This is a genomic window from Wolbachia endosymbiont of Onchocerca ochengi, assembly GCF_000306885.1.
Classification (GTDB): Bacteria; Pseudomonadota; Alphaproteobacteria; order Rickettsiales; family Anaplasmataceae; genus Wolbachia.
Map to the genome: position 1 here is coordinate 296,084 of NC_018267.1, position 22,119 is coordinate 318,202.

The window sequence follows — 22,119 nt, forward strand, 5'->3', positions numbered from 1 at the left end:
TTTATAAGTATTCCTTAGTTAAAATCTCTAGAATCTGCACTATATTTAGTGCTGCACCTTTGCGCAAGTTGTCAGCTACTATCCACATATTTAATCCATGTCTGACAGTGTTGTCTTGCCTAATACGTGATATGTATACTGCATCTTCCTGTACTACATCAATTTGAGTTGTATATTCGCCATCTTCACGCCTATCGTGCACTAAAATTCCATTATTCTCAGCCTTACTGAGTATTTCACGAGCTTGCTCCTCAGTTATGTGTTGATTAAACTCAACATGTGCTGCTATAGCATGACCAATAAAAACAGGCACCCTGACGCAAGTTGCAGTTACTTTTATATCTTCACCTAAAATTTTTTTTGTCTCCTCTTGCATTTTCCATTCCTCTTTTGTAGAACCATTTTTCATAAACTCTCCTATTTGAGGAATGCAATTAAATGCTATCTGCTTAGGAAATATCTCGGGTTTTTTAGTTTCGTTCATGAATATTTTTTTTGTCTGATTATAAAGTTCATCCATTGCTGCCTTACCTGCACCAGAAGTTGATTGATAAGTTGAAGCAACAATCCTTTTTATTTTTGCTTTTTGGTGTAATAGATGTAATACTAACAGCATCTGTATTACAGTACAATTTGGATTAGATATTATGTTGTGATTTTTATATTCTGCGATTTTTTCCTTATTAACCTCCGGAATGATCAGTGGTATGCCTTCCTTCATTCTAAAGTGAGAGCCGTTATCTATTACAATGCACCCTGCCTTTGTTGCAACTGGTACGTACTTTTCAGAAACATAATATCCAGCGCAAAAAATAGCTACATTAACCCCAACAAAGTCATAGCCTTCAAGGCATGAAACAGTCAATTCTTCATCACAAAAACTTACCTTTTTTCCTTCTGATTTTTTAGACGCAAATGCAATAATAAAATCTATTGAAAATTTTTTTTTGTCCTGAAACTCAGCTAGTATACTTAGTACCTCACGTCCTACTCTTCCGGTTGCTCCAACAACAGCAATCTTATGTTTCATACAGATAAACCTCTAACTTTAAATGCATATTACATTCTTACTAATAAAGTTTACAATTATTTTAATATCTTTACCTTGAAACTAACTATAACTTAGTTATTATTACACAATATTAATAATATTACACAATAAAGCGAGAGATGAATAAAGGATATAATGAAACTAAGGTAAAATCTATATCAGCTATACCTCAAAAAACTAAAAAAATTAATGAATCAAGAATCCAAAACGCTCTTTTGCAAAAAAAATATAAGACAAATTTTAACGATAGAAAGTATGCTATAAAAATTATTAAAACACAGCTTGCAAAAATAGAACAACAACCTTCAAAACCAAGAGGCTTCTCAAAATCAATACCAGTAATAAGAAAGTTTTTAGCAAAAATTTCTACACCTAAAAGAAAAATATACAAACTAAGATTACAAACAGATCACTTCAGTAAAGCAAAAAATGAGACTCACATAAATAATAAATACATAGAAGAAGTAGGCAGAGCAAGCTTAAGAAGAGTAATGCCAAACAAGTGAACAAAGAAGAAAAAAACATGAATATCGATCATTTAAAGTTCTAGCTATCAAATTGTACAGAAACTTTACGATACCAAAATAAGTAAAGAGGTATACCACTTACAGTAAATAAGCTTGAGATTAGCAAAGTGTTCACAGGAGTCTCATGTATCACCCAACAACAAAAAGTTGTTGCTACGATGCCGATTAAAAGTTTGTAATAATTTCTTTTCTCTATAATAATCTTTAGAAAAGCAAGGCTGCATGTAAGGTAAACAAGTAAAAACGAAACTACAGAAAAATCAATAATTGATGTAATTTGCTTAGCAAAATCGTTGCTTGAAGTAAGAATTAGCAAAATTGCAGTTCCAACTGAGCTAATTATTACTGCCAAAAAAGGAGAACCATGCTTATTCTTTTTAGCAAAAAATTGTGGCATAAGTTTATCTTCTGCAAGACCAAAAGCAACTTGTCCACTGGATAAAACCCATGCGTTTAAACTACCGACACAGAAAATAAATGCAATTATAGAAATAATCAAATGCCAATTACCAGAAAACATAATTTTTATTGCATCAGCATACGGCGCTTTTGAATTTGCTAAATCATTGCCATTAATTAATCCCATAATTGTAAAACAATTAATAAAATATATAATAGCAACACAGATTGTACCAAGTACTACAGCTTTTGGTATGGTTTTAGCTGGATTATCTACTGATCCTGCAGGTGCTGTTGCCAATTCAACTCCAATAAAACACCATAAAGTCAGAAGTGTAGAACGTGCAAGAATTTGTGATATCGTAAGATTTGAGATTTTTTCACTTATTATAAAGTTGTTTCTATCGAAAAAAAATAACGCTGCCACAGGTATTACAAGCAACACAGAAACTTTTATAACTGTAATCAGAAGCTCAACACATCCAGCAGTAGTTATTTCCCTTAAATTCACTAACGTAATAATTGCGAGCAATAGCAACTCTAAAAGCAAACGTATATTTTGAATATCCTTATAAAAAAGTGGTGTAAGATAACCGACACCTACAATCACTAGAGCTGTTGTACTAACCCAGGAGATTAACCAATAAGTCCAACCAACAAAAAAGGCTACTGTGGGACCAAAAGCATGTTTTACATAAACGTGAGGACCTCCAGTCTCTGGAAACTTTGTACATAGTGTAGCAAATACTAAAGCGAGAGACACAGCACCAGCTCCTGATATTAGCCAACTTATGAGGCTATAAATACCGTATGGTGCAATGCTAATCGGAAGCATAAAAACTCCAGAGCCAATCTGACTACTAATAACTAAAGCAAAAACAGTTAAGAAACCTATTTTATTTGACACAATGCTCCTTGATTCCATTAAAAATGGTCACCTTATAGACTTGCGGTACCAAAATAAATAAATAAGTGTGCCACTTAAGGGGAATAAATTTGACATTAACAATGTACTGATAGGAATTTCATATATTATCCAACAACAAAAAAGTATAGTCACGCTTCCAATCAGTAACTTGTAATATATTTTCTCTTGCATAGCAATCTTAAGAAAGGCAAAACTAGATACCAAGTAGATAAATAAGAACGAAACCATAGAGATATTAATCATTGAAGTTACTTGCTCAGCAAAATTTTTGTTTGATGTTAGAACAAGCAAAACTAGCACTCCTAAAGTACTAAGTATTATTCCATAAAAAGGAGCATTGTACTTATTTCTTTTAGCAAAGAGCTTTGGCATTAACTTATCTTTTGCAAGACCTAAGGTAACTTGTCCATCAGTCAAGAACGAAGTATTTAAGTTACTTACAGAAACAATAAAAGCAACAACAGAAGCTATTACATGCCAATTACCTGGAAACATAATTTTTACTGCATCAACATATGGTGCCCTTGAATCAGCTAGTTCACTACCACTTATTAGTCCCATAATTGCAAAATTATTAATAAAATATATAATAGCAACACAGATTGTACCAAGTACTATGGCTCTTGGTATTGTCTTAGCTGGATTATCAACAGATCCTGCAGATGCTGTTGCTGATTCAAGTCCAATGAAACACCAGAGAGCAAGAAGTGTAGAATGAGCAAGAATCTGCGATGTTGTAAAATTTGATACCTCCTCACTTATTATAAAGTTATTTCTATCAAAAAAAAACAACGCTACCACAGGTATTACAAGCAGCACAACAATTTTAATGACGGTTAATAAAAGTTCAACACGCCCAACAGTATTTACCCCTCTCAAGTTTATTAGCATAATAGCTAAAACTAATGCCATCTCTAAAAGCAAACGTATATTTTGTATATTATCATGAAAAAGAGGAGCTAGATAACCGACACTTGCAATTGTTACAGCTGTTGAACTAATCCATGAGCTTATCCAATACGTCCAACCAACAAAAAAAGCCACTGTAGAACCAAAGGCATGTTTTACATAAACATGAGGACCACCAGTTCTTGGAAATTTTGCACAGAGCAAAGCAAAAACCAAAGCAAGAGATATAGCGCCAAATCCCGATATTATCGAGCTTATAGGACTATACATGCCATATGGAGCTAGGCTAATTGGAAGCATGAAAATTCCCGAGCCAATTTGACTACTGACAACTAAGGCAAAGATAGCCAAAAAACCCATTTTATCTGACACAATGTTTTCTGATTTTAGTAAATAGATTAACAATTTCTGCCGTCCGCGCAAGTCATTCTGTTGCTCAGTAGCTGGTTCATGTTTATGCTTTTCTATTAAATAATCAAACTCAGCAAAAAATTTATTTGCAAGCAGTGTAAAAGTGCACACTTAATTTCATCTTCATGTAGGAAATCTTATTGTTTAGGATTCTAGATACTCAACTTTTGCTCTTCAGCTGAGAACCACCTGACTATCAATAACTTTTACACTTATCACAATAATCAGAGTTTAGTAAGCAAGATGTACTTTACATTAAATCTAATATTTTAAACTAAACACTTTCAGTAATACCACCTGACATAACTGAAACCTTTGTGCCTTTACTTATTCTTAAGTAGTCTATTAGCTCATCAACCAATATATTCGCGGGAGCAGAGAGGATACCCCCCTCTACGGTAATTCCTACCCTCTTTCTATGCCCTGTAACCAATTTTTATTCACATAGCTGTAGTTATCAATCAAACAAGCTCTCCTTCCTCTCGCAGTACACAGATCTAATAAGCGGTTTGTGTGACGTAAGATAAATTATCTAGATCATTAACCTTTAAATCGCGTACATCTTCTATGGTTTACACTAAAGCAATAGGATTTTTACTCTTCCTCTAATTTCCTTAGCCTCTGGGTAAGTTTCATGCCTAATCAGAATTAATTCTTTACATTATCCTCATACCTTTTTACTTCTTTGTGCACTTTATTAACTAGGGGACATGTTGCGCCAATCACTTAAATACCCTTTTTTTTCGCCTCCTCTTCTACATTTTTTGCACTCAGTATGCACTGAAAATCAATATTCTACTATATTTATCAATATCCTCAACACTACTTATAAAAAACTACTCCTTGTCTCTTAAAAAGTTCTTTACTATATATTTGTTGTGAACAATTTAATGTAGAACATAAACTCGGCGCTCGTTTTTATATTTTTTTTAAAAAATAGCCTAATATAGCTACAGCTCTTTTAACTTCTGCACAAAACCCGCGCGGTTCAGATAAAATAATTCTCACTTTTTCCAAATTAGATTGGTATGCAAGCAAACATTGCTTAAAAACAAGCTCCGCTCATCATATCTTATAGCACCATCATTTGTATTTTATATAATAGTCATTTTTCGCATATTTTCTTTGACGTTTAATCAGTTTGATACTACAGAAGATTTAAGAAAGAGCACTCTCCAAAACGAACAGATAGACCAACATTATATATACCAAAGTAGAAGAAAACCAGAGATTATAATAATACAACTGTATTCCATTTTAAATGGCCTTGAATATGAAAGTTTGTACAAAATACTTACTTCGAAAAAAAATTTACCTAGATAAAAAGGTACTCAATCTCAAAGAAGGTATTGATAACAAAAAATACCGATGTGCATAGATGATAAAAACATTGCTAGAGTTAAAGCATATGTAAATAAAACTAAATCGCAGTGCTTACGTACAGTTATAAAATAGCTGTAACTGCCTACGCATATTGTATAAACCGTAGCCACAGTAGAGACAACAATGGGATATTTTACAACGTAATTTTAATATTGAATAAAGGAAAAGTATTAGAGAACAGACTATTACAAGAAGCTACTTCCAGTAGTAAGATAAGAAAATTACTAAGTACAACAGTAACAGATTAGAACAGACAGAAAAGCAAACATAAAAGTATATTTGATAAAAAGTAAGATTGATCAGCAGAAAAACAAAGTAAACATAACAAAGATGCAAATATAGCACCATCTATAAAAGAGTTAACTATGCTTGACTTAAGATACACAGTACTAATTTTCATTAATGAGCTTCATAATATACACACATCGGAGTAATGACCGCTTGCACATATAGCTAAAAATGCTATAAATAAAATAGCACCTATATTTAAATATCACACCTGAGATGTAAACTGTATTTTCTTTATCAAAAAATTCAGTCTATAATCTTGTTTATCCTTATTGATACAAAGAAATCCATCTTCTGTTATTTTGCAGTTTTCAGGAGCAATATCTAAATTGATTTTTTTACCACTTTCGTCCATACTAAAACGAACTCTTGGCTCAGAAAAGTTAATTACGTCAATTCCAACTTTCCTTGTTGCCTTTCCATCTAGAGAAATCAAATCAAACTCCCAAATATTATTCGGATCTATATTTCCCGTATAATAATTACACTTACCGCTCGTACAGTATGAACTTTCAACTACATAACCTTCACTAGGAACATCCACAAGAAAATCCCACAAATCACCTGACATATAGACCACCTTTACACTTACTATTTAAAAAAACTATGTATATTTTTAAGTACATTTAGCTATAATACACCCCAAAACATAAAATTCAACAACTAGTTGTTGCGTAAGAAATCTAAGCAGCTACTTAATTCCTTTTGTTAACTTTTTTACCATACCATCAATCATGTGCTTTATTCCTTGATATACAGAATACGTACCTTCGTCACTACGTATATAAGCAGAGCAGGAAAATACATTATGCTCTTCATCTTCTATTGATAATTCTGTATCACACTTTATATGCTCACCACCTAGCTTTTCTATCAATTTCTCCCTGTCATCTCCTATTGTTACCTTAATTCTATTCTTTTCCTTACCAATCCTACTACTTAAAATAAAAACAATTATTGCTGGAGATATACATATTGCTCCTATTGGTTTTTTTGTAATAAAAAACTCAGAAACTAATCTTTCAAATTCAGGTAGTACTGTTACCGCATCTCTGTTTTCACCCAAATTAGACAAATTCCTCGCAACCCCATATCCACCAGGTACAACTAACATGTCAAAATCTTCAGCTTTTGCTTCTTTTAGGTCATATATTTCACCTCTCGTGATTCTTGCTGCTTCTACAAGTACATTCCTTTTTTCTTTCACTGCTTCTTTTGCTTTATGGTCCATGACCTGTGTAACATCAATATCAGGCGCAAAACATTTAACCTCAACTTCCTGTTGATCAAGAACCAGCAGACTTAAGACACCTTCCCTTATTTCAGTACCGTCAAGGTGACCACACCCTGACAAAACCACAGCAGCTTTTAATTTTTTCTCACTCATAGAATACCTTATCTCCATATAATCTAGGTATTGTAATACAAATTCTATATTTGGAAAGAGGTAATTATTTTATATCAATTCAAATATAATTGATAATTATTATGTATAATTAGTTATATTTATAACTAACAGAAACTAAATATGGTACAAGGTGACATAACAGATACTGGCAACAATGAGTACTTCACCCAAGATTCAATTAAATTAATTTAAAGAAATAACAGTTTAAAAGAAGAAACAAAAAAACTTCTGAATAGAATACAGACCTAAAAGATTTAGCTTTAACTAAAGCGAAAGATATAATTAATTTATTAAGCAATAATAAAAGTGATGGGTTCTTAAAAACTATATTAGAAGAACCATCAGAAAAAGAAAAACTCAAAAAACTAGCTAAATAAGTTGATAAAGATCAGACAATGATTAGAAAAACTCAAAATTTTAAAGTATAACCGATGATTGTTAATTCAAAAAAACTATTGAGAAAGCAACATAAAGCAGCATTTATAACACTGATAAGCACATTAATAGTTTATTTTAGCAATAAGAAAAAAATAACTGATGTTATTACTTAGATAGTGAAGCACACAGTATTTAGCAAGATTGTTTTAACAATAGCACTATAGAACTGTATTAGGTTAGTTACATATAAACATAAAGACGAAATAAAAGAAGAAGCAATTAACAGAGGAAAAAAAACTAAACATTTTATAGAGAAAATATACTTGATAAAATTCCTAAAGCTGAAACTTAAAAAAGAGAGAATTATTTTAATCAATTATATAAAGATGTGTAGTCAGAATGGTAAAAATAATAGACATGTTTCAAATAAAAAGCAACAGTTAATTATAAAATGGGCTAACAAAGGATGAAACTATTCAAAGTTCTTCAGAAAAGGATATGAAAAGGCTAACGAAAAAGTGAAATGAAGTGCATCCAAATTTTCTTAGGTAGGTATCCAAGTTCCGAGGAAGTATAGAGATATAGCGAAAAGCATCAGCCTTAAATAACCTTGTTACGTAAGCTATTAATAATACAATTTTTTTGAAAAAAGTTGCTCTACTTCCTACCTAGCATGTCTATTAAATCAGATTCTTTGAGTTTACTGTAATCAACTTTACCAAATTTATTAACTATTGCGTTTATTTGATCATATTGCTTAATCAAAAGATTGATGTCCATTACATTCGTTCCAGAACCTTTGGCAATTCTAAGTCTTCTCTTACCATTTAAAATATCTGGATCTCGTTTTTCTTTTTTAGTCATCGAATTTATAATAGCTATGTATTTTTTCACTCTGCCATCATCTGGTATTCCACTGCCTAATTTTTTTGTGAACGAGCTTGGGATGAATCTAATTATATTGCTGATACCATCCATTTTTTTTAGGGTTTTTAGCATCCTTATCAAGTCATTTAAGTCAAATCTACCTTTTTTTATTTTCTCTTGCAGTTTATTAATTTCTTCCTGACCAACTATCTCAGCAGCTCTTTCAACCAACGAAACAACGTCACCCATGTCAAGTATTCTTCTTGCTATTCTATCAGGATAAAAGTCGTCAAGGTCGCTTAATTTTTCACCACAAGCAATAAACTTAATTGGGCAATTAGTTATCATTCTCATAGAAAGGGCGGCACCACCACGGGCATCACCGTCAACACGTGTAAGAACAATACCAGTTACACCTATTCTCTCATTGAATGATTTGACAATATTCACTGCATCTTGGCCAATCATTGCATCAGCCACTAAAATAACTTCTGTAGGTGAAGTTATTTCCTTTATAGCTTTCAACTCATTCATCATATTGTTGTCGATATGAAGCCTACCTGCAGTATCTAATATCAACACATCATAATTACCGTTTTTTGCCGCCGCCAGTGCTCTTTTTGTAATTGCAATAGGCCCCTCACCCACTACTGTAGGCAAAGTTTGTACGTCTATTTGTTTTCCAAGCACTTCAAGCTGTTTCTGGGCAGCAGGCCTGTAAACGTCTAAAGAAACAAGCATTATTTTTTTCTTTTGTCTTTTTAGCTTTAAAGCAAGCTTCCCTGAAGTAGTTGTCTTACCTGCACCCTGTAAACCTACTATCATGATTACAGCGGGAGGCTTAACTGCTAGATTTAATTCGCTTTTCTTTGATCCAAGAATTGCAACCAAATTATCTTTCACAATTTTAATTATCATTTGCACTGGAGAAACACTTTTTATAACTTGCTCCCCTACTACTTTATCTTTAATATCACTAATAAATCTTTTAATAACTTCAAGAGAAACATCAGCTTCAATTAGGGCTATGCGTACCTCACGCATAGCAAGATTAAAATCATCCTCAGAAATGATTGATTTCCCTTTAAGCTTATTAAATACAGAATTTAAATTTTCAGTTAATGATTTAAACATAATAGCATTAGTAGAACACTCATTAAAAAAAGAGAAAAAGCAGAAACAAAACTCACTGAGTTACAATTTAGCACTTCTTTGAGTTTAGTAGCACTATTAAAGCATAAACCAATAAGTGAATTAGTCAAGTTTTGCAGCATGCTAGCAGATGTTTTCTTTACCTTAAAAACTAATTTATTAAGCAATAGAACAATATAGGGCATAAGAGCTCTGAAAGTCCAATCGACATCCATTTTAAAATTCATTCTTGGCAAAAAGAACTTATGCAAAGGAATAAACAACAAGGTGGTATATAATAGTAAATTAAATTGCGACCAAATATTCTCTGTGTTATATACAAAGTTAAAGATCAAAGGTTTATTGTAAATAGGCAAGTAAGGATTACCAGTGATCACACACATAAACGCTAAAATAGTCATTGCTATTTTACTATCCCTTTTTCCCGAAAGTTTCAACTTGCTTTTAGCAACAAATGTATAATAGAGAAACTTAAGCCCCACACTTAAATAAAGTGATAAATTCAGAGCTTTGTACAAATTTTTGTACAACTCTAAATTAGTACCATTCATTTCAATTTCAGCTACAATACATGACTTACTAATAAACCCAGCAGTTCCAGGAAATCCAGCCATTGTAAGTACTGCAATTAAAGCACACATACTTTCGGCTGATATAAGTTTGCTCAATCCACTGAAACTAACCATTTTTGTTTGTGAAATAACTGAATTAGCAACTACAAATAGTAATGACTGGTAACCAAGAGAGAAGATTATGTGCAGCGTTAAAATCGGTACTGCTTTTTCCGAAGAGCTAAGCAAGCTTCCTGCAATAATAAGTAAACCCATCTGCCCTATAACACCGTAACATAAAAATCTACGAATATTTTGTTCGAGAGAGGCAAATATAATGCTATAAATTACAGTTATAGAACCCAAAAACGCCAAAGTTTCAGTATGCATGATACAAGCGTGCAAAAGCATAGCTAAAAAAGAAACTTTAGTAGTAAATAAAGAAAGATATGCAGTACCATGTAACGATGTAGCAGGGTATGCATCAACAACCCAAAACGAGAAAGGGAAACAAGCACAATTTATTAGTAAACCTATTATTACTAGATTAGAACTTTGAATTGCCAATCCTGCTGTTAACATAACTCCAGCAAAAAAGTGTATACAAGCATATCTTACCGCAGGCTCATTATCTTTACTACCAGCAATAATAAAAGATCCACTAATGGCCATTAATTCACAAAATATGATAACCAATATTACCTGCTTAGATAATATTACACACAATGAACTAACAGTGTAAGCAAATGAAGATAGCATCTCTGAAAAGCTCAAGTTACTTGCTGGTAGAACAACTAGAAATGCAGTTAACAAAAAAGATATTAATATGACGCGAAAAGATAAATTAAAATTTAGAACTGGATGAGACAAGTTTAATGTTGCACCCAACCTTTCAGGTAGCATTAGTACTATACTTATTAATATAGCTAGAAGAAGTAACAGTGAAAGTTTGTAAAACTGCACGATGATCTAAGCTAACATGGTTTATTATATCTAAATGAATAGACAAAAACCAATCTTTATGCAATCACCTTTTAACTACTAATTAAACTAACTATCATATAATTATATTAGAGTTATAGAAAACCGGTCAGATTAGATCTAATCTAACCGGCAGTTTTAATAGTGAGGTAAGCTTCACTATAACATGTTCACTCTATAGTACTATACTCGTGCGTAATTCATTTTAAATTTATGCACGAGAATTAGTAAATTATTTACTTTCTAAAACAAAGTTTAGTATTGCCCTTTTATCACTAGCGTAAAGTCAACTATTTTCTTAACTTTACGTTATCTATATTAAAATGGTTATTGCAATATAAAGTTACCAATAATACACGTGTGCTAAAATAATAGGTGAAGAAGTACTGAGTAATAGCAAGTCTGATAATTGTGCCATTCCAACTAGCACTAGAATGAAGAAAACTGTACAGCAATGTTGATATTCCTCTATGTCATGTTCTAAGGGACTATACAGAATACTGACGTTTCTTTACATTTCTACCGTCAACCCAGACAGATAACCATATTACACTCATCTAACATACTTAATACCCTACTATGAAAAAATAGCCTTACTATAAGTCTTCCACATAACAACATTTACGCAGTTAACACTTATCAACGCCAGAAAGAAAATTTCCTTTTTTGCACTACTCTCAGCTATAATATCTATTCTATTACCTTCTTTATCTCTTGCTGAAAATGCACTATTACCCTCGCTTAGTAATATTGTTACTTTGGAAAGATAAGTACTAAGTAATATATCATAATATTATCTTAATAAAAAGATTATCATAACATAAATTTATTAATAAATAACACACATCACAGTACAACTAATGTTAGATAGATCTAATAAATTTCAGTAGGACACCCAGTTGGACCCATAAGAACTATTTGTTCACCTTCTTTGAGATATTTACATAAACTAGTGGAACCACCGATTTCATGAACAATCGTAGAAATAATTCCCTTTTTCCTATCTACTTCAGTGCCAGTTACAGCTATGCCTTCCATAGCAAGGTTAGTTTTCCTACTATTCCTACTATTGGTTTCAAAGTTCTGCAGCCTAAAGAACTGTCCAGGTTGAAAATTTTTTGCAGCAAGAGGTGCTTTAATCACTATTTCTAGCACTTTATCAGTTAAATATTGAACTTTCATAACCCTTGCAGTAAATTGCTCTTTGATCTTGTTGAAAAATTCTTCGTGAGACTGGTCTCCAAATTTTTTCCGAATCTTAGTACCTGCCATTTGGATGATACCTTTTTTTGTAAGAGTTACTCTTACATTACAACATTCATACAATCGTGTCCACGAAGCTGAAACCTCAGCTAGAGGAGCATCAACTCCACTCAAAAGCTGAGAAATGATAGGATAGCCGTTCTTAACACTTGCCATAGCTTTCACAACACTACCTCTATACGAAGGGTGAAGATCACCAAAGAAACTAATCGTTTTACCACCTTGATTATATACTAATATTCTATCTTTATCTTGCATCTTAGGAGAAAATATTTGATCTACTTCTTTCCCTGATGAATTTAGATGAGTAAAATATCCATTGCTCAATTTAAAGTTTTTTTTATCTTCTTCTGCAAGAACTATATTTGGTTCAGTACCTGCTGCTATAAAGATAGAGCGCGCTTTTATATGCTTAATTTCTCCAGATTTTATATCTCTCAGTCTTATCGACTCTGCATGATTATATTTATCTGTTACAATTTCAACCGGCTCTAAATTCTCAATAAAGTAAACCCCTTCTAATAATGCATTTTGCACCTCCTTACTATTTAGTCGATAACTTGGCGAATCTTTCAGATGTTTTCTATATATAATTTTTATCCCCCCAAAGTTCTGCATTAACTCCAATATTTTTGTTTCCCTATTTTCTTTTTTTGCTAATTTTTGCTCTTTTCGAATCAATTGTGCATGCGATATAAACTCATCTGCGATTTCATATTCCTCTTCTGTCCAGTCCCTTTCAATGTAGCTTTTTCCGTATCTATCAACCAATGTTTCATAGCGAAGAAGAAACTTTTCTATTTGAACTGGATAATATGATAAAGCTTCAGTGGCAGTATCAATTGCAGTGAGTCCTGCACCTATAACAACTATCGGCATACGAACTTGCAGGTTCGCTATGGAATCAAATTTAAGGGCACCAGTAAGCTGTAATGACATTAGAAAATCTGACGCCATGCGTACTCCACGAGCTAATACATTTTTTACTTTAATCATTCTTGGCTTACCAGAGCCAAGCGCTAGTGCAATGTGATCAAACCCTAAACTGAATGCATCATCAACAGTTACTGTACCACCAAAGCGAATACCTCCATAAATGGCAAAATTCTTATGTCTTTCCAATAATAGTCTGATAACCTTTAAGTAATTCTTATTCCACCGAGAAGTAATACCATATTCTGCTACTCCACCAAACCCACCGGCAGAACGCTTACTTAATTTTTCATGTTTAAAATCTTTAATCAGCTCAAAACTATCCATCAAAGGTTCAATCTTTAATCCATCAATAGCAATAACGTTATGCCCATCATTTAACAAATGATGAGCTAAACTAAATCCTGCAGGACCAAGACCTACAACCAGAATGTTTTTGCTAGTGTTTTCTTTTGGTAGTGGCCGCTGAAAATTTAAAGGATTCCAACGACTAAGCAAAGAATATATTTCAAAACCAAATGTTAAACTAAGCACGTCATCCAAAATTTTCGTCTCGATCACCGGTACATCCACAGGTTCTTGCTTTTCTTGATATATGCATGAATTTGTACAGTCATTGCATATTCTATATCCAGTAGCCGCACATAGTGGATTATCTATCATTACAATTGCAAGGCTGGCTATGCTGTACCCCTTGCTTTTTACCAGATTCATTTCTGATATTTTCTGCTCCAGTGGACAGCCGTGCAGTTCGACTCTAAGTGGAGAAGTTTTGAATGTTTTATCATCATTAATTAACCCCTTAGAGCAGCTATCTTTATTCTGCTTATGACAAAATATGCAATAGTGAGCATTATCTAATCCTTTGCTCAAGTTTACCTTTTCACTTGTTAGGTCAAAACCATATCGTCTTTTTATTTTTTTTGAATACAGAACCTCAACTTCTTCTACTTTTTTTCTAGAAAATGATACAAGATTTTCGTAGTCAGTTTTTCTATGAATACTAAAAAGTATACTCTGTTTATTTTTCACTCTCCACGCTGCATATTGTGCCGCAAGTTCTATTTCTTTTTCATGATTTTCTCTATCTTCTAACCAGAATATCACCTGTTCGGCAAAGCTTTTCTCTGTTATCGGCAAAGTGAAAAAGCGATTTAGTTCACTAGTAACATAATCAATGTCAATACTCGCTATATCAGCATATCTATTCAATGCATAACGCTGAACAAATGATCTTTTGCATTTATATATTACATTAAAGTCATCATGCTTTTTTCTCAGCTCTTCTATTTCTTTCTCGATGTTAAAAAGCTTTGTGATAAATTCATCAAGTAAATACGAAAGGTCTATAATTAGTTGACTATCAGTCATTTGTATAGTTGATACTAGTTGTCTCTTAGTTTCTAGTGTCAAGGAGCACTGGGATGACACTGGAGAGTTAGCTGAAATCAATCTGAGTGACATCAAAGAAGAAGCTATTTTTTTTCTCGCTTCAATCAATGAAAAAAATAAATTTTCATTGCATGATTTGATGTAATCTAAAAATATTTTATCTAATTTTATTAACCCATCGCGGGTATATAAATTTGAAAACGAAATGTTAAAATTTAGCTGCATTGCATATATTATGCAGTGTATACACTGTTTTTTACAGACGAAAACTTTATATACTCTGCAACATAGCTAAAATTATTGCTTCTGCAACCTTTTTTTCACTAACATATGCAACACACTCAAATTTACACGCATTTAAACGTGCATTTTTAATAGTAGCCTGAAGAATCAATACATCTCCTGGAGTAACTGGCTTCCTAAATTTTGCATTTTCAATGGACATAAAGTAAACAACTTTATTTTTCACTGTGCTTTGACTTTCTTTACTCAGAACACATATTGCAGATGCCTGAGCTAGAGATTCAATTATCAAGACTCCTGGCATTATTGGATAACCAGGAAAGTGACCAACAAAAAATGGCTCATTGAAAGTTACATTTTTGATCGCTTTTATACTTTTACCAGGATTACACTCTATCACTCTATCTACTAAGAGAAATGGATAAGAATGTGGCAGTATTTTTATAATATCACTGATATTAAACTGCATGGTACCTGAAAGCAAGCTTAATTAACGCCTTTCAAAGTAAACTCGCGCATTTCCTTGTTTATGTTTTTTAATAATACATCTGATAAATCAACTTTATCCATAGAGTATAAAATTTGGTTTTTCTTTGGGAGAAAGAATACCAAATCTATGCTGTTTTTTTCTGCAGTTTTTCTAGCAACTTCTTTCATCTTATTAAAAATATCCTCCACTGCATCTCTATAGCTCTCTTCTAAATGTGACATTTTTTTAGCGTAATTATCTCTAGCGCTTACAGCATACTTGTTAAATTGATCGGCTTTTTCCTTTCTTGCTTCCTCCGATAAAAGTTCAAATTCTTCTTTTGAGGATTTAAATTTTTCTAGCTCACTCTCAAACTCTTGCTGCAGTTTAGAGCTTTGCTTTTTTATTTGTTGTTGTATATTTTGTAGAGCAAGAGATTCATTGATAACTTTATCACTATCAACAATCACAATTTTTGCATTGAATGCATTCTGAGGTTGCTGTTTTACAGCTTTATAACTTGCAAACAATGAAATAACTAAGGCAATAACTGATATAAGCAATTGTGTGTACTTCATTTAAACTCCCGCTTCAATAGAAAACTTAATATTTGACGATGGTACTATATCATATGGCTCTTTAACTAGAGGGAAACCAAAATCTAATCTAAATCTACCACCAAAAGGAGAAGGCATTGAAAAACCAAAACCAGGTGATATCCTCACAAGCTTACTGTCATAATAGTCCTTCTCATACCCAGATTCCTTACTTTTATCATCTAGGCCAAAAAGCGTTGCGTAGTCAACAAATAATGACCCTTTAATAGCAACATAATCATATAATTTTAGCAGTGGAAAATCCACTTGCTGTGTTAAGTTGAAATAAGTTTTACCTCCTAAGCTTTCATTTTTATCTTTTGTCCTTGGTCCAATACCAGAGAGGTCAAATCCTCTAATTTCATTACCACCTTTAAAAAAGTGCTGGCCAATACTTAGCTTTTTAGAAGCATAAGAAAAAACATGACCTGCAGCTATTTTAAAGCGTAGTATTGTATCATCATCAATATTCCTTAATATAGGATGTATATAAAAAGACAAAAACTCAGATTTGAGGAAATTTACATTCCCTCCTAGCCCTGAAATATCCTGGCTTAAGCTTAATAAATACCCATCTCTTGGAGAGTAGAGGTTATCCAGCTTACTATAAGCTAACGTGTACCCCAGTGATGAAATGTGATGCTCGCCTTCTCGGTCAAGTATTATTTTAGAAATACCGCTATTATCTTTTCCACCCTTATTATCCATCCGTATATGGTTATATTTATAATAATAGCGGAGAAAATTAGTTAAGTTTTCTGTAACTTTATATGATAACTTTGCAAAAAAACCCATATCACAACTATTGAAAGTAGTGTTTGGTTTATCTTGCTTTTCATAAAATATACCTACACCCAGTGATGTATCAGAGTCGTTAAAGTTGCTTTCGATAACTTCTAAATCAGTTGAAAATGAATATTGGCCTTTCTCAAGGGCAAAAGAGAGTTCTTTTCCACCACCAAACAAATTACGGTCTTTAAAATCAGTTTTTAAAAATGCTCCACCAGGGAAAGATATTCCTCCTCCTAAGTATAACAAAGTAGTATTTTTTTCTTTAACATTTAAGTCAAGATTCACCGCATTATCGTTAATCGCATAGCTATCTATTTTTACTGTCTCAAAAAAATCACTACTAACCAGTTTTCTATATGACTTTTGGATCTTAGATGTATTATATGCATCACCTTCCGCTATACTAAGCTTACTTCTGATTACTTTATCTAAAGTGCGGTCATTACCACTAATTATGATTCGATTCACATAAATCTTCTTGCCTGGCAGTACTTTGTAAGTTACATCTATAACATTACCACGCTGTGTATATTCTGGATTAACCTCTGCAAATATGTACCCTCTCTCGCTTAAGTATTTGTTTATCTTCTCTACTACACTATTAACTTTAATCTTATCAAATACTTTATTATCTTCTTTAGTTATCAGCCCTAATAGTTCCTCTTTTATGATCGAGTCTTGGATTCTAGCTTTAATATTAATTTTATTGTTTCCAAACAAGTACTGCTCTCCTTCATCGATTAAAAAAGTTAAAACAACTTGATCATTGTTATCGATCTCAACAATTGGCTGTATGTTATTTTTAATATAACCTTTAGAGGAATAAAAACTATCGAGCAACTCTTCATTGATCAACAAATATTGTGGTGAATAATGATTTTTACCTTTAAAAAAGACCATAAATAACTTACTAAATATATCATCACTTTGCATTTTAACAGCTTGCTTCAACTCATTCTCAGAGAAGTTTTTATTACCTATAAATCTTATATCCCTAATTCTAGATGTTTTACCCTCTTTTATTTTAAAAACTAAATTCACTCTATTACCATCAAGCTTGTTTAGTGCATACTCAATTTTAGCACCAATCTTACCACTATTTCTATAAGTTGTGGCTAAGTTCAATAGATCATTTTGTAACTTTGTTTCAGCAAAAATGGTCAAAGGTTTTGACTGAATTACATTATTTAGCAGTTCTTTGCTTTTAAATAGCTTATTACCTTTTAATGTTATCCTATTGATCAGTGGATTTTCTTGAACTTTTATTACTAAATTTTTTTCATCATCAATGTAAGCGTTAACACCAGCAAACAACTTTGTTTTATATAAATCTTTTATAATCGAGTCTAGGCTATTATCATTTACATAACTACCAGGCTCTAATTTTGTATAAAACCTTATTGTTTGATTACCAACTCGCTTATTACCAATACATTTAATATCATTTATTTTAGTTTTGTTATCGTTTTCTAAAGCAACGAGTAGAACAGGAACAGAAATAAAAATTACTATTAGCATGCAAAACAGCCTTTTCATGTTTATCTTAAAAAAGATGCCTTATATCATTCGATATTGCAATTACCATCAGCAAAAATAATATGGTAGCACCAAAAGTAGCTGCATATTTGTGATACCTCGGACTTAAATCTCTACGTATAATTGCCTCTATAATATAATTAAATAAGTGTCCACCATCTAGTAGTGGAATTGGTAGCAAATTAACTGCAGCTAAAGTAGCTGAAAGGACCGCCATAAAATATAAAACCATAACAAATCCCTTTTTAGTTGATTGTACTGAGTACTTCGCAATTTTTATTGGTCCACCTATTTCATTTATACTTCTCTTACCAATAACAATTTGAAAAAGAGCTTTAATTGTCAAGTACATAACGTGGTAAGTTTCACTTACTGATAGACTCACAGCTCCAAGAAAAGATGACCGTTTTAGCCCCGCTATGTTAACTGAAGTAATTCCTATAGTCTTTCTTTTTATTTCATCACCAAAAATATCTTTATCCTCAGTTATTAATGGAGTTAGGGTAGTTTTATGTCCCTTGTTATTTCGACTATATCTAATTTCCACTTTGGCTTCTGGGCTTAACATCATCACACGTGAAATATCTTCAAAATATTTTATTCCATATTCATTAATCTGTGTAATAATATCACCTGGCAATAAACCAGCCTGATCTGCTACGCTACCCTCGATTACACTCCCAATCACTGGTGGAGTACGATAATAGCCTGTTATACTAAAAAATACCGTAAAAGCTATAACAGCTAGTATCATGTTTGCAAGTGGCCCTGCAAAAACTACTGCTGTTTTCTTATATCGTGGTTTTGTATGAAGCGAATATAACCTTTCTTCCTCAGTTAGCTCTTGTTGACTAACTGGAACGTTTGCTGTATTATTATCTCCTAGCATTTTAACATACCCACCCAGTGGGATGGCACTTAATTTCCATCTAGTTCCAAACTTATCATAAAAACCAAAAATTTCAGGGCCAAAGCCTATGGAAAAAGATTCAACCTTAACTTTACACGCCTTAGCGATAATATAGTGCCCATACTCATGCACAAATATTATAATAGAGATAATTAAGGAAAATGACACAAAATAATATATTCCATCACTAAATTGATGAATAAGATTAGAAACTAACTCCACTTGTATCTCAGATCTTGAACAAAACATTAAGTATATTAAAACGTGCTCGCTTGACAAGCATTTAATTTTACCTTTAAATCAAGGAAAATTTAATACCAATGACGGATATCTCTTTATTAAGAAGAAAATTGATGTATAGAAGCTGGCACAGAGGGTGCAAAGAAACTGATATACTCTTGGGGTATTTTGCACTGAAGCATCTTGATAAATTCTCCCTAAACGAACTCATTGAATATGAGAGGATAGTTGATCTTGATGACTATGAATTATATTATTACATGACTCGTAAAGTAGACTTCCCTTCTAATGTAAGCAGTAAGATAATGAATTTAATTATTTATTTTATTGAAGCTAATCCCCTATGCGTTTAACGATCTTATCTACCCTATTTAGTACTTCAGTATATCCTGTTTTTTTTCATTTTTGTGCTTTTCACGCTATCGATTCTTCTCTTCACTTTCATAAGATATTTTGTGTACTATCCATATAACTACTTCTAATACTTACATATAACATAAAAATCCCTAGCAATAACTTAACCATCATTTTTATTCTATTAACAATATAAATTCTTCTCACTTATCAAGTTAAACAACTTTTTACTGCTAAGAAAATATATTTTGAGATATTGACTTTTTGTAAACTTCTATGCACCAAATGGTTTACCTTTTTTGACTTATAACTCCTAATTAAAAAAACAAATACCATAATTTCAATTCTACTATGGAACTTAAAAGTACCTCAAAAACCTATCAACTGTGTAAGCCTTGATGACTATCTCATCTAGGAAAGAATATATCTTTGCCATCTTTATTATTAGATTAGATTTCGTTACCACTTATACGAAGCTAAAACTCTAATTATTTAGCAGATAGTATTATATTATAGGCTTCAATGCCCAACACTTCCACTTCTATTTCTTCTGACATAGAAAACTTTTTATTTTCTGGTAGATGCTCTTGATCTATTAAGAGAGTCACATCATTCTCAACTTTAACAACTAACCCGCTATCTTCCCTCTTACTCACAATAGCCTGCATTTTGCCACCTACCTTTACTTTTTTTATTAATTCTATAAGAGGATCATGCTCTATTTGCTTTATACCAAGGTAAATTTTTGCTCGATTTACATTAGCCCTTATTACTTTTGCTTCTATTATATCACCAACACTATACTTTTTTATTTGATCTAAACCATTCTTAGACCAACTTATATCCTGTGCATAAATTGTCCCTTCCACATTCTCATCTATTTCATAATCATCAAAGGTAATAGATATATATAATCCAGTATTATTCTTAATCTTACCAGAAACAATAGAGCCAGGAGGGTATTTGTCAATAAATACTTGCCAAGGATTACTTACACACCTCTTAATACTCAAACTCATTCTATTTTTAACAGTGTCAATACTGAGAATCTTAACAAACACTTCCTGTCCTCTGGTTACAAGATTACTAATTGGTAAATTATTCTTAACCCAAGTTATTTCTGACGAGTGTACTAAACCTTCAATTCCAGGTTTAAGTTCAACAAATATTCCATAATCCTCTATACTTGTTATATGACCTTTATACACACTACCAACTGGATATCTTAATTCTATATCATGCCAAGGGTTATCCTCTAATTGCTTTATACCTAGAGAAACTTTCGCATTTTCTTTATCTATTTTTATAACTTTGACTTTTATAGTCTGACCACAGGTAAAAACTGCAGATGGATGGCTCACTCTACTCCAAGAAATATCTGTAATATGTAATAACCCATCCACAACCCCAACTACGTCTGACTCATGAATACCAACAAATACACCGTAATGAGTAATGCTTTTTATTTTTCCCTCTATTATATCACCTTCGTTTAAGGATTCTAAAAATTTAATTTTTTCACCAGCATGCAATTTTTCTAATACCAGCTTTCTTGATACTACAATGTTACCCTGTTTCTTATCCACTTTAAGCACAATAAATTTTTGTTCAGTATCAATAAGATGCTTAGCATCTCTCGCTTGCTTTAAGTCCACATGGCTCATCGGTAAAAAAGCACTTATTCCATCGCCAAGATCAACAATAAAGCCGCATTTAATTGAACGTTTAATAATTCCACTTACCTCAGTTTGTGTAGCTGCATCTTCTTCCAACTTATGCCATTTTTCATCTCTAATTGCTTTCTCACGACTAAGAGCTACGTTACCATAATAATCTTCGATTCTTTCTACATACACCTTAATTTTAGAACCAACACCAACCTCATCTCTACAACCGAGTTCTTTAATTGAAATTCTCCCATCAGACTTTAAGCCAACGTCAACTACAACGTCGTTAGGATTTATTTGTGTAACTACACCTTCTACTACATCTCCTTCTTTAACTTTCTTGACAAAAAAACCTTCAAATAAAATATTACCTTGATCTTCAAACTGACTTTGACACACCTCTTCTACGAACCTGTTTGACGATAATTTTTTAATACTAGTTGATAGATTTACAGCTGGATCATTATTATTCATACCTTTTCATTTAAATT

Annotated in this window: 15 protein-coding genes and 1 pseudogene; 2 read left to right on the plus strand and 14 right to left on the minus strand. The window is 32.3% G+C overall.

Going from position 1 to position 22,119, the window contains the following annotated elements; all coding sequences use genetic code 11:
- Position 1 precedes the first annotated feature (1 nt).
- The gene (locus tag WOO_RS01130) at positions 2-1,030 is read right to left on the minus strand and encodes an aspartate-semialdehyde dehydrogenase (protein WP_014868862.1); all 1,029 of its coding nucleotides are present in this window, start codon (positions 1,028-1,030) and stop codon (positions 2-4) included.
- 140 nt (positions 1,031-1,170) lie between these two features.
- Here WOO_RS01130 and WOO_RS01135 point away from each other — a divergent pair, with 140 nt between their 5' ends.
- The gene (locus WOO_RS01135; protein ID WP_014868863.1) at positions 1,171-1,557 is read left to right on the plus strand and encodes a hypothetical protein; all 387 of its coding nucleotides are present in this window, start codon (positions 1,171-1,173) and stop codon (positions 1,555-1,557) included.
- Between the two features lie 40 nt (positions 1,558-1,597).
- Here the strand turns inward: WOO_RS01135 and WOO_RS01140 are convergent, their stop codons facing one another.
- From WOO_RS01140 to rseP, 12 genes and pseudogenes are all read right to left on the minus strand, one after another.
- The gene (locus WOO_RS01140) at positions 1,598-2,884 is read right to left on the minus strand and encodes an APC family permease (protein ID WP_044135473.1); all 1,287 of its coding nucleotides are present in this window, start codon (positions 2,882-2,884) and stop codon (positions 1,598-1,600) included.
- A gap of 27 nt (positions 2,885-2,911) precedes the next feature.
- Positions 2,912-4,186 (minus strand): APC family permease, encoded by a 1,275-nt coding sequence (locus WOO_RS01145; RefSeq protein WP_044135474.1) that lies wholly within the window; start codon positions 4,184-4,186, stop codon positions 2,912-2,914.
- A 313-nt stretch (positions 4,187-4,499) separates the two neighbouring features.
- A pseudogene (locus tag WOO_RS04145) lies at positions 4,500-5,233 on the minus strand (4-hydroxy-3-methylbut-2-enyl diphosphate reductase).
- A gap of 868 nt (positions 5,234-6,101) precedes the next feature.
- Positions 6,102-6,467, minus strand: coding sequence for a hypothetical protein (locus WOO_RS01155; RefSeq protein WP_014868866.1), 366 nt, complete (start codon positions 6,465-6,467; stop codon positions 6,102-6,104).
- 120 nt (positions 6,468-6,587) lie between these two features.
- The gene (elbB, locus tag WOO_RS01160; RefSeq protein ID WP_044135391.1) at positions 6,588-7,283 is read right to left on the minus strand and encodes an isoprenoid biosynthesis glyoxalase ElbB; all 696 of its coding nucleotides are present in this window, start codon (positions 7,281-7,283) and stop codon (positions 6,588-6,590) included.
- A gap of 1,056 nt (positions 7,284-8,339) precedes the next feature.
- Entirely contained in the window at positions 8,340-9,683 is a 1,344-nt protein-coding gene (gene ffh / locus WOO_RS01165; RefSeq protein ID WP_014868868.1) for a signal recognition particle protein, read from the minus strand.
- A complete protein-coding gene (locus WOO_RS01170) occupies positions 9,668-11,215 on the minus strand; it encodes a proton-conducting transporter transmembrane domain-containing protein (RefSeq protein WP_044135393.1) in 1,548 nt (515 codons plus the stop codon). The genes ffh and WOO_RS01170 overlap by 16 nt, the downstream gene beginning before the upstream one ends.
- A gap of 891 nt (positions 11,216-12,106) precedes the next feature.
- Complete coding sequence (locus tag WOO_RS01175) at positions 12,107-15,046, minus strand: FAD-dependent oxidoreductase (protein ID WP_014868870.1); 2,940 nt, start codon at positions 15,044-15,046, stop codon at positions 12,107-12,109.
- Positions 15,047-15,092: 46 nt separating this feature from the next.
- Positions 15,093-15,533 carry a 3-hydroxyacyl-ACP dehydratase FabZ gene (gene fabZ, locus WOO_RS01180; RefSeq protein WP_014868871.1) on the minus strand — a complete coding sequence of 147 codons (441 nt, stop codon included), beginning with the start codon at positions 15,531-15,533 and terminating at the stop codon, positions 15,093-15,095.
- Positions 15,534-15,550: 17 nt separating this feature from the next.
- Positions 15,551-16,111, minus strand: a complete 561-nt coding sequence (locus WOO_RS01185) for an OmpH/Skp family outer membrane protein (protein WP_014868872.1) — start codon at positions 16,109-16,111, stop codon at positions 15,551-15,553.
- Positions 16,112-18,457, minus strand: a complete 2,346-nt coding sequence (gene bamA, locus WOO_RS01190) for an outer membrane protein assembly factor BamA (protein ID WP_044135394.1) — start codon at positions 18,455-18,457, stop codon at positions 16,112-16,114.
- A gap of 7 nt (positions 18,458-18,464) precedes the next feature.
- Positions 18,465-19,589, minus strand: coding sequence for an RIP metalloprotease RseP (rseP, locus tag WOO_RS01195; protein WP_044135476.1), 1,125 nt, complete (start codon positions 19,587-19,589; stop codon positions 18,465-18,467).
- A gap of 98 nt (positions 19,590-19,687) precedes the next feature.
- On the opposite strand from rseP, the gene WOO_RS01200 reads away from it, so the two are divergent.
- Entirely contained in the window at positions 19,688-19,960 is a 273-nt protein-coding gene (locus WOO_RS01200) for a succinate dehydrogenase assembly factor 2 (protein WP_014868875.1), read from the plus strand.
- 489 nt (positions 19,961-20,449) lie between these two features.
- Here WOO_RS01200 and WOO_RS01205 read toward each other — a convergent pair whose 3' ends face one another.
- Positions 20,450-22,102, minus strand: coding sequence for a 30S ribosomal protein S1 (locus tag WOO_RS01205; protein ID WP_014868876.1), 1,653 nt, complete (start codon positions 22,100-22,102; stop codon positions 20,450-20,452).
- Positions 22,103-22,119: the final 17 nt, after the last annotated feature.

What these genes read in the sequence shown, in the direction of transcription:
- WOO_RS01130 (WP_014868862.1), bottom strand. Translation starts at nt 1,030, where the DNA reads ATGAAACATAAGATTGCTGTTGTTGGAGCAACCGGAAGAGTAGGACGT.
- WOO_RS01135 (WP_014868863.1), top strand. Translation starts at nt 1,171, where the DNA reads ATGAATAAAGGATATAATGAAACTAAGGTAAAATCTATATCAGCTATA.
- WOO_RS01155 (WP_014868866.1), bottom strand. Translation starts at nt 6,467, where the DNA reads ATGTCAGGTGATTTGTGGGATTTTCTTGTGGATGTTCCTAGTGAAGGT.
- elbB (WP_044135391.1), bottom strand. Translation starts at nt 7,283, where the DNA reads ATGAGTGAGAAAAAATTAAAAGCTGCTGTGGTTTTGTCAGGGTGTGGT.
- ffh (WP_014868868.1), bottom strand. Translation starts at nt 9,683, where the DNA reads ATGTTTAAATCATTAACTGAAAATTTAAATTCTGTATTTAATAAGCTT.
- WOO_RS01175 (WP_014868870.1), bottom strand. Translation starts at nt 15,046, where the DNA reads ATGCAGCTAAATTTTAACATTTCGTTTTCAAATTTATATACCCGCGAT.
- fabZ (WP_014868871.1), bottom strand. Translation starts at nt 15,533, where the DNA reads ATGCAGTTTAATATCAGTGATATTATAAAAATACTGCCACATTCTTAT.
- WOO_RS01185 (WP_014868872.1), bottom strand. Translation starts at nt 16,111, where the DNA reads ATGAAGTACACACAATTGCTTATATCAGTTATTGCCTTAGTTATTTCA.
- bamA (WP_044135394.1), bottom strand. Translation starts at nt 18,457, where the DNA reads ATGAAAAGGCTGTTTTGCATGCTAATAGTAATTTTTATTTCTGTTCCT.
- WOO_RS01200 (WP_014868875.1), top strand. Translation starts at nt 19,688, where the DNA reads ATGACGGATATCTCTTTATTAAGAAGAAAATTGATGTATAGAAGCTGG.
- WOO_RS01205 (WP_014868876.1), bottom strand. Translation starts at nt 22,102, where the DNA reads ATGAATAATAATGATCCAGCTGTAAATCTATCAACTAGTATTAAAAAA.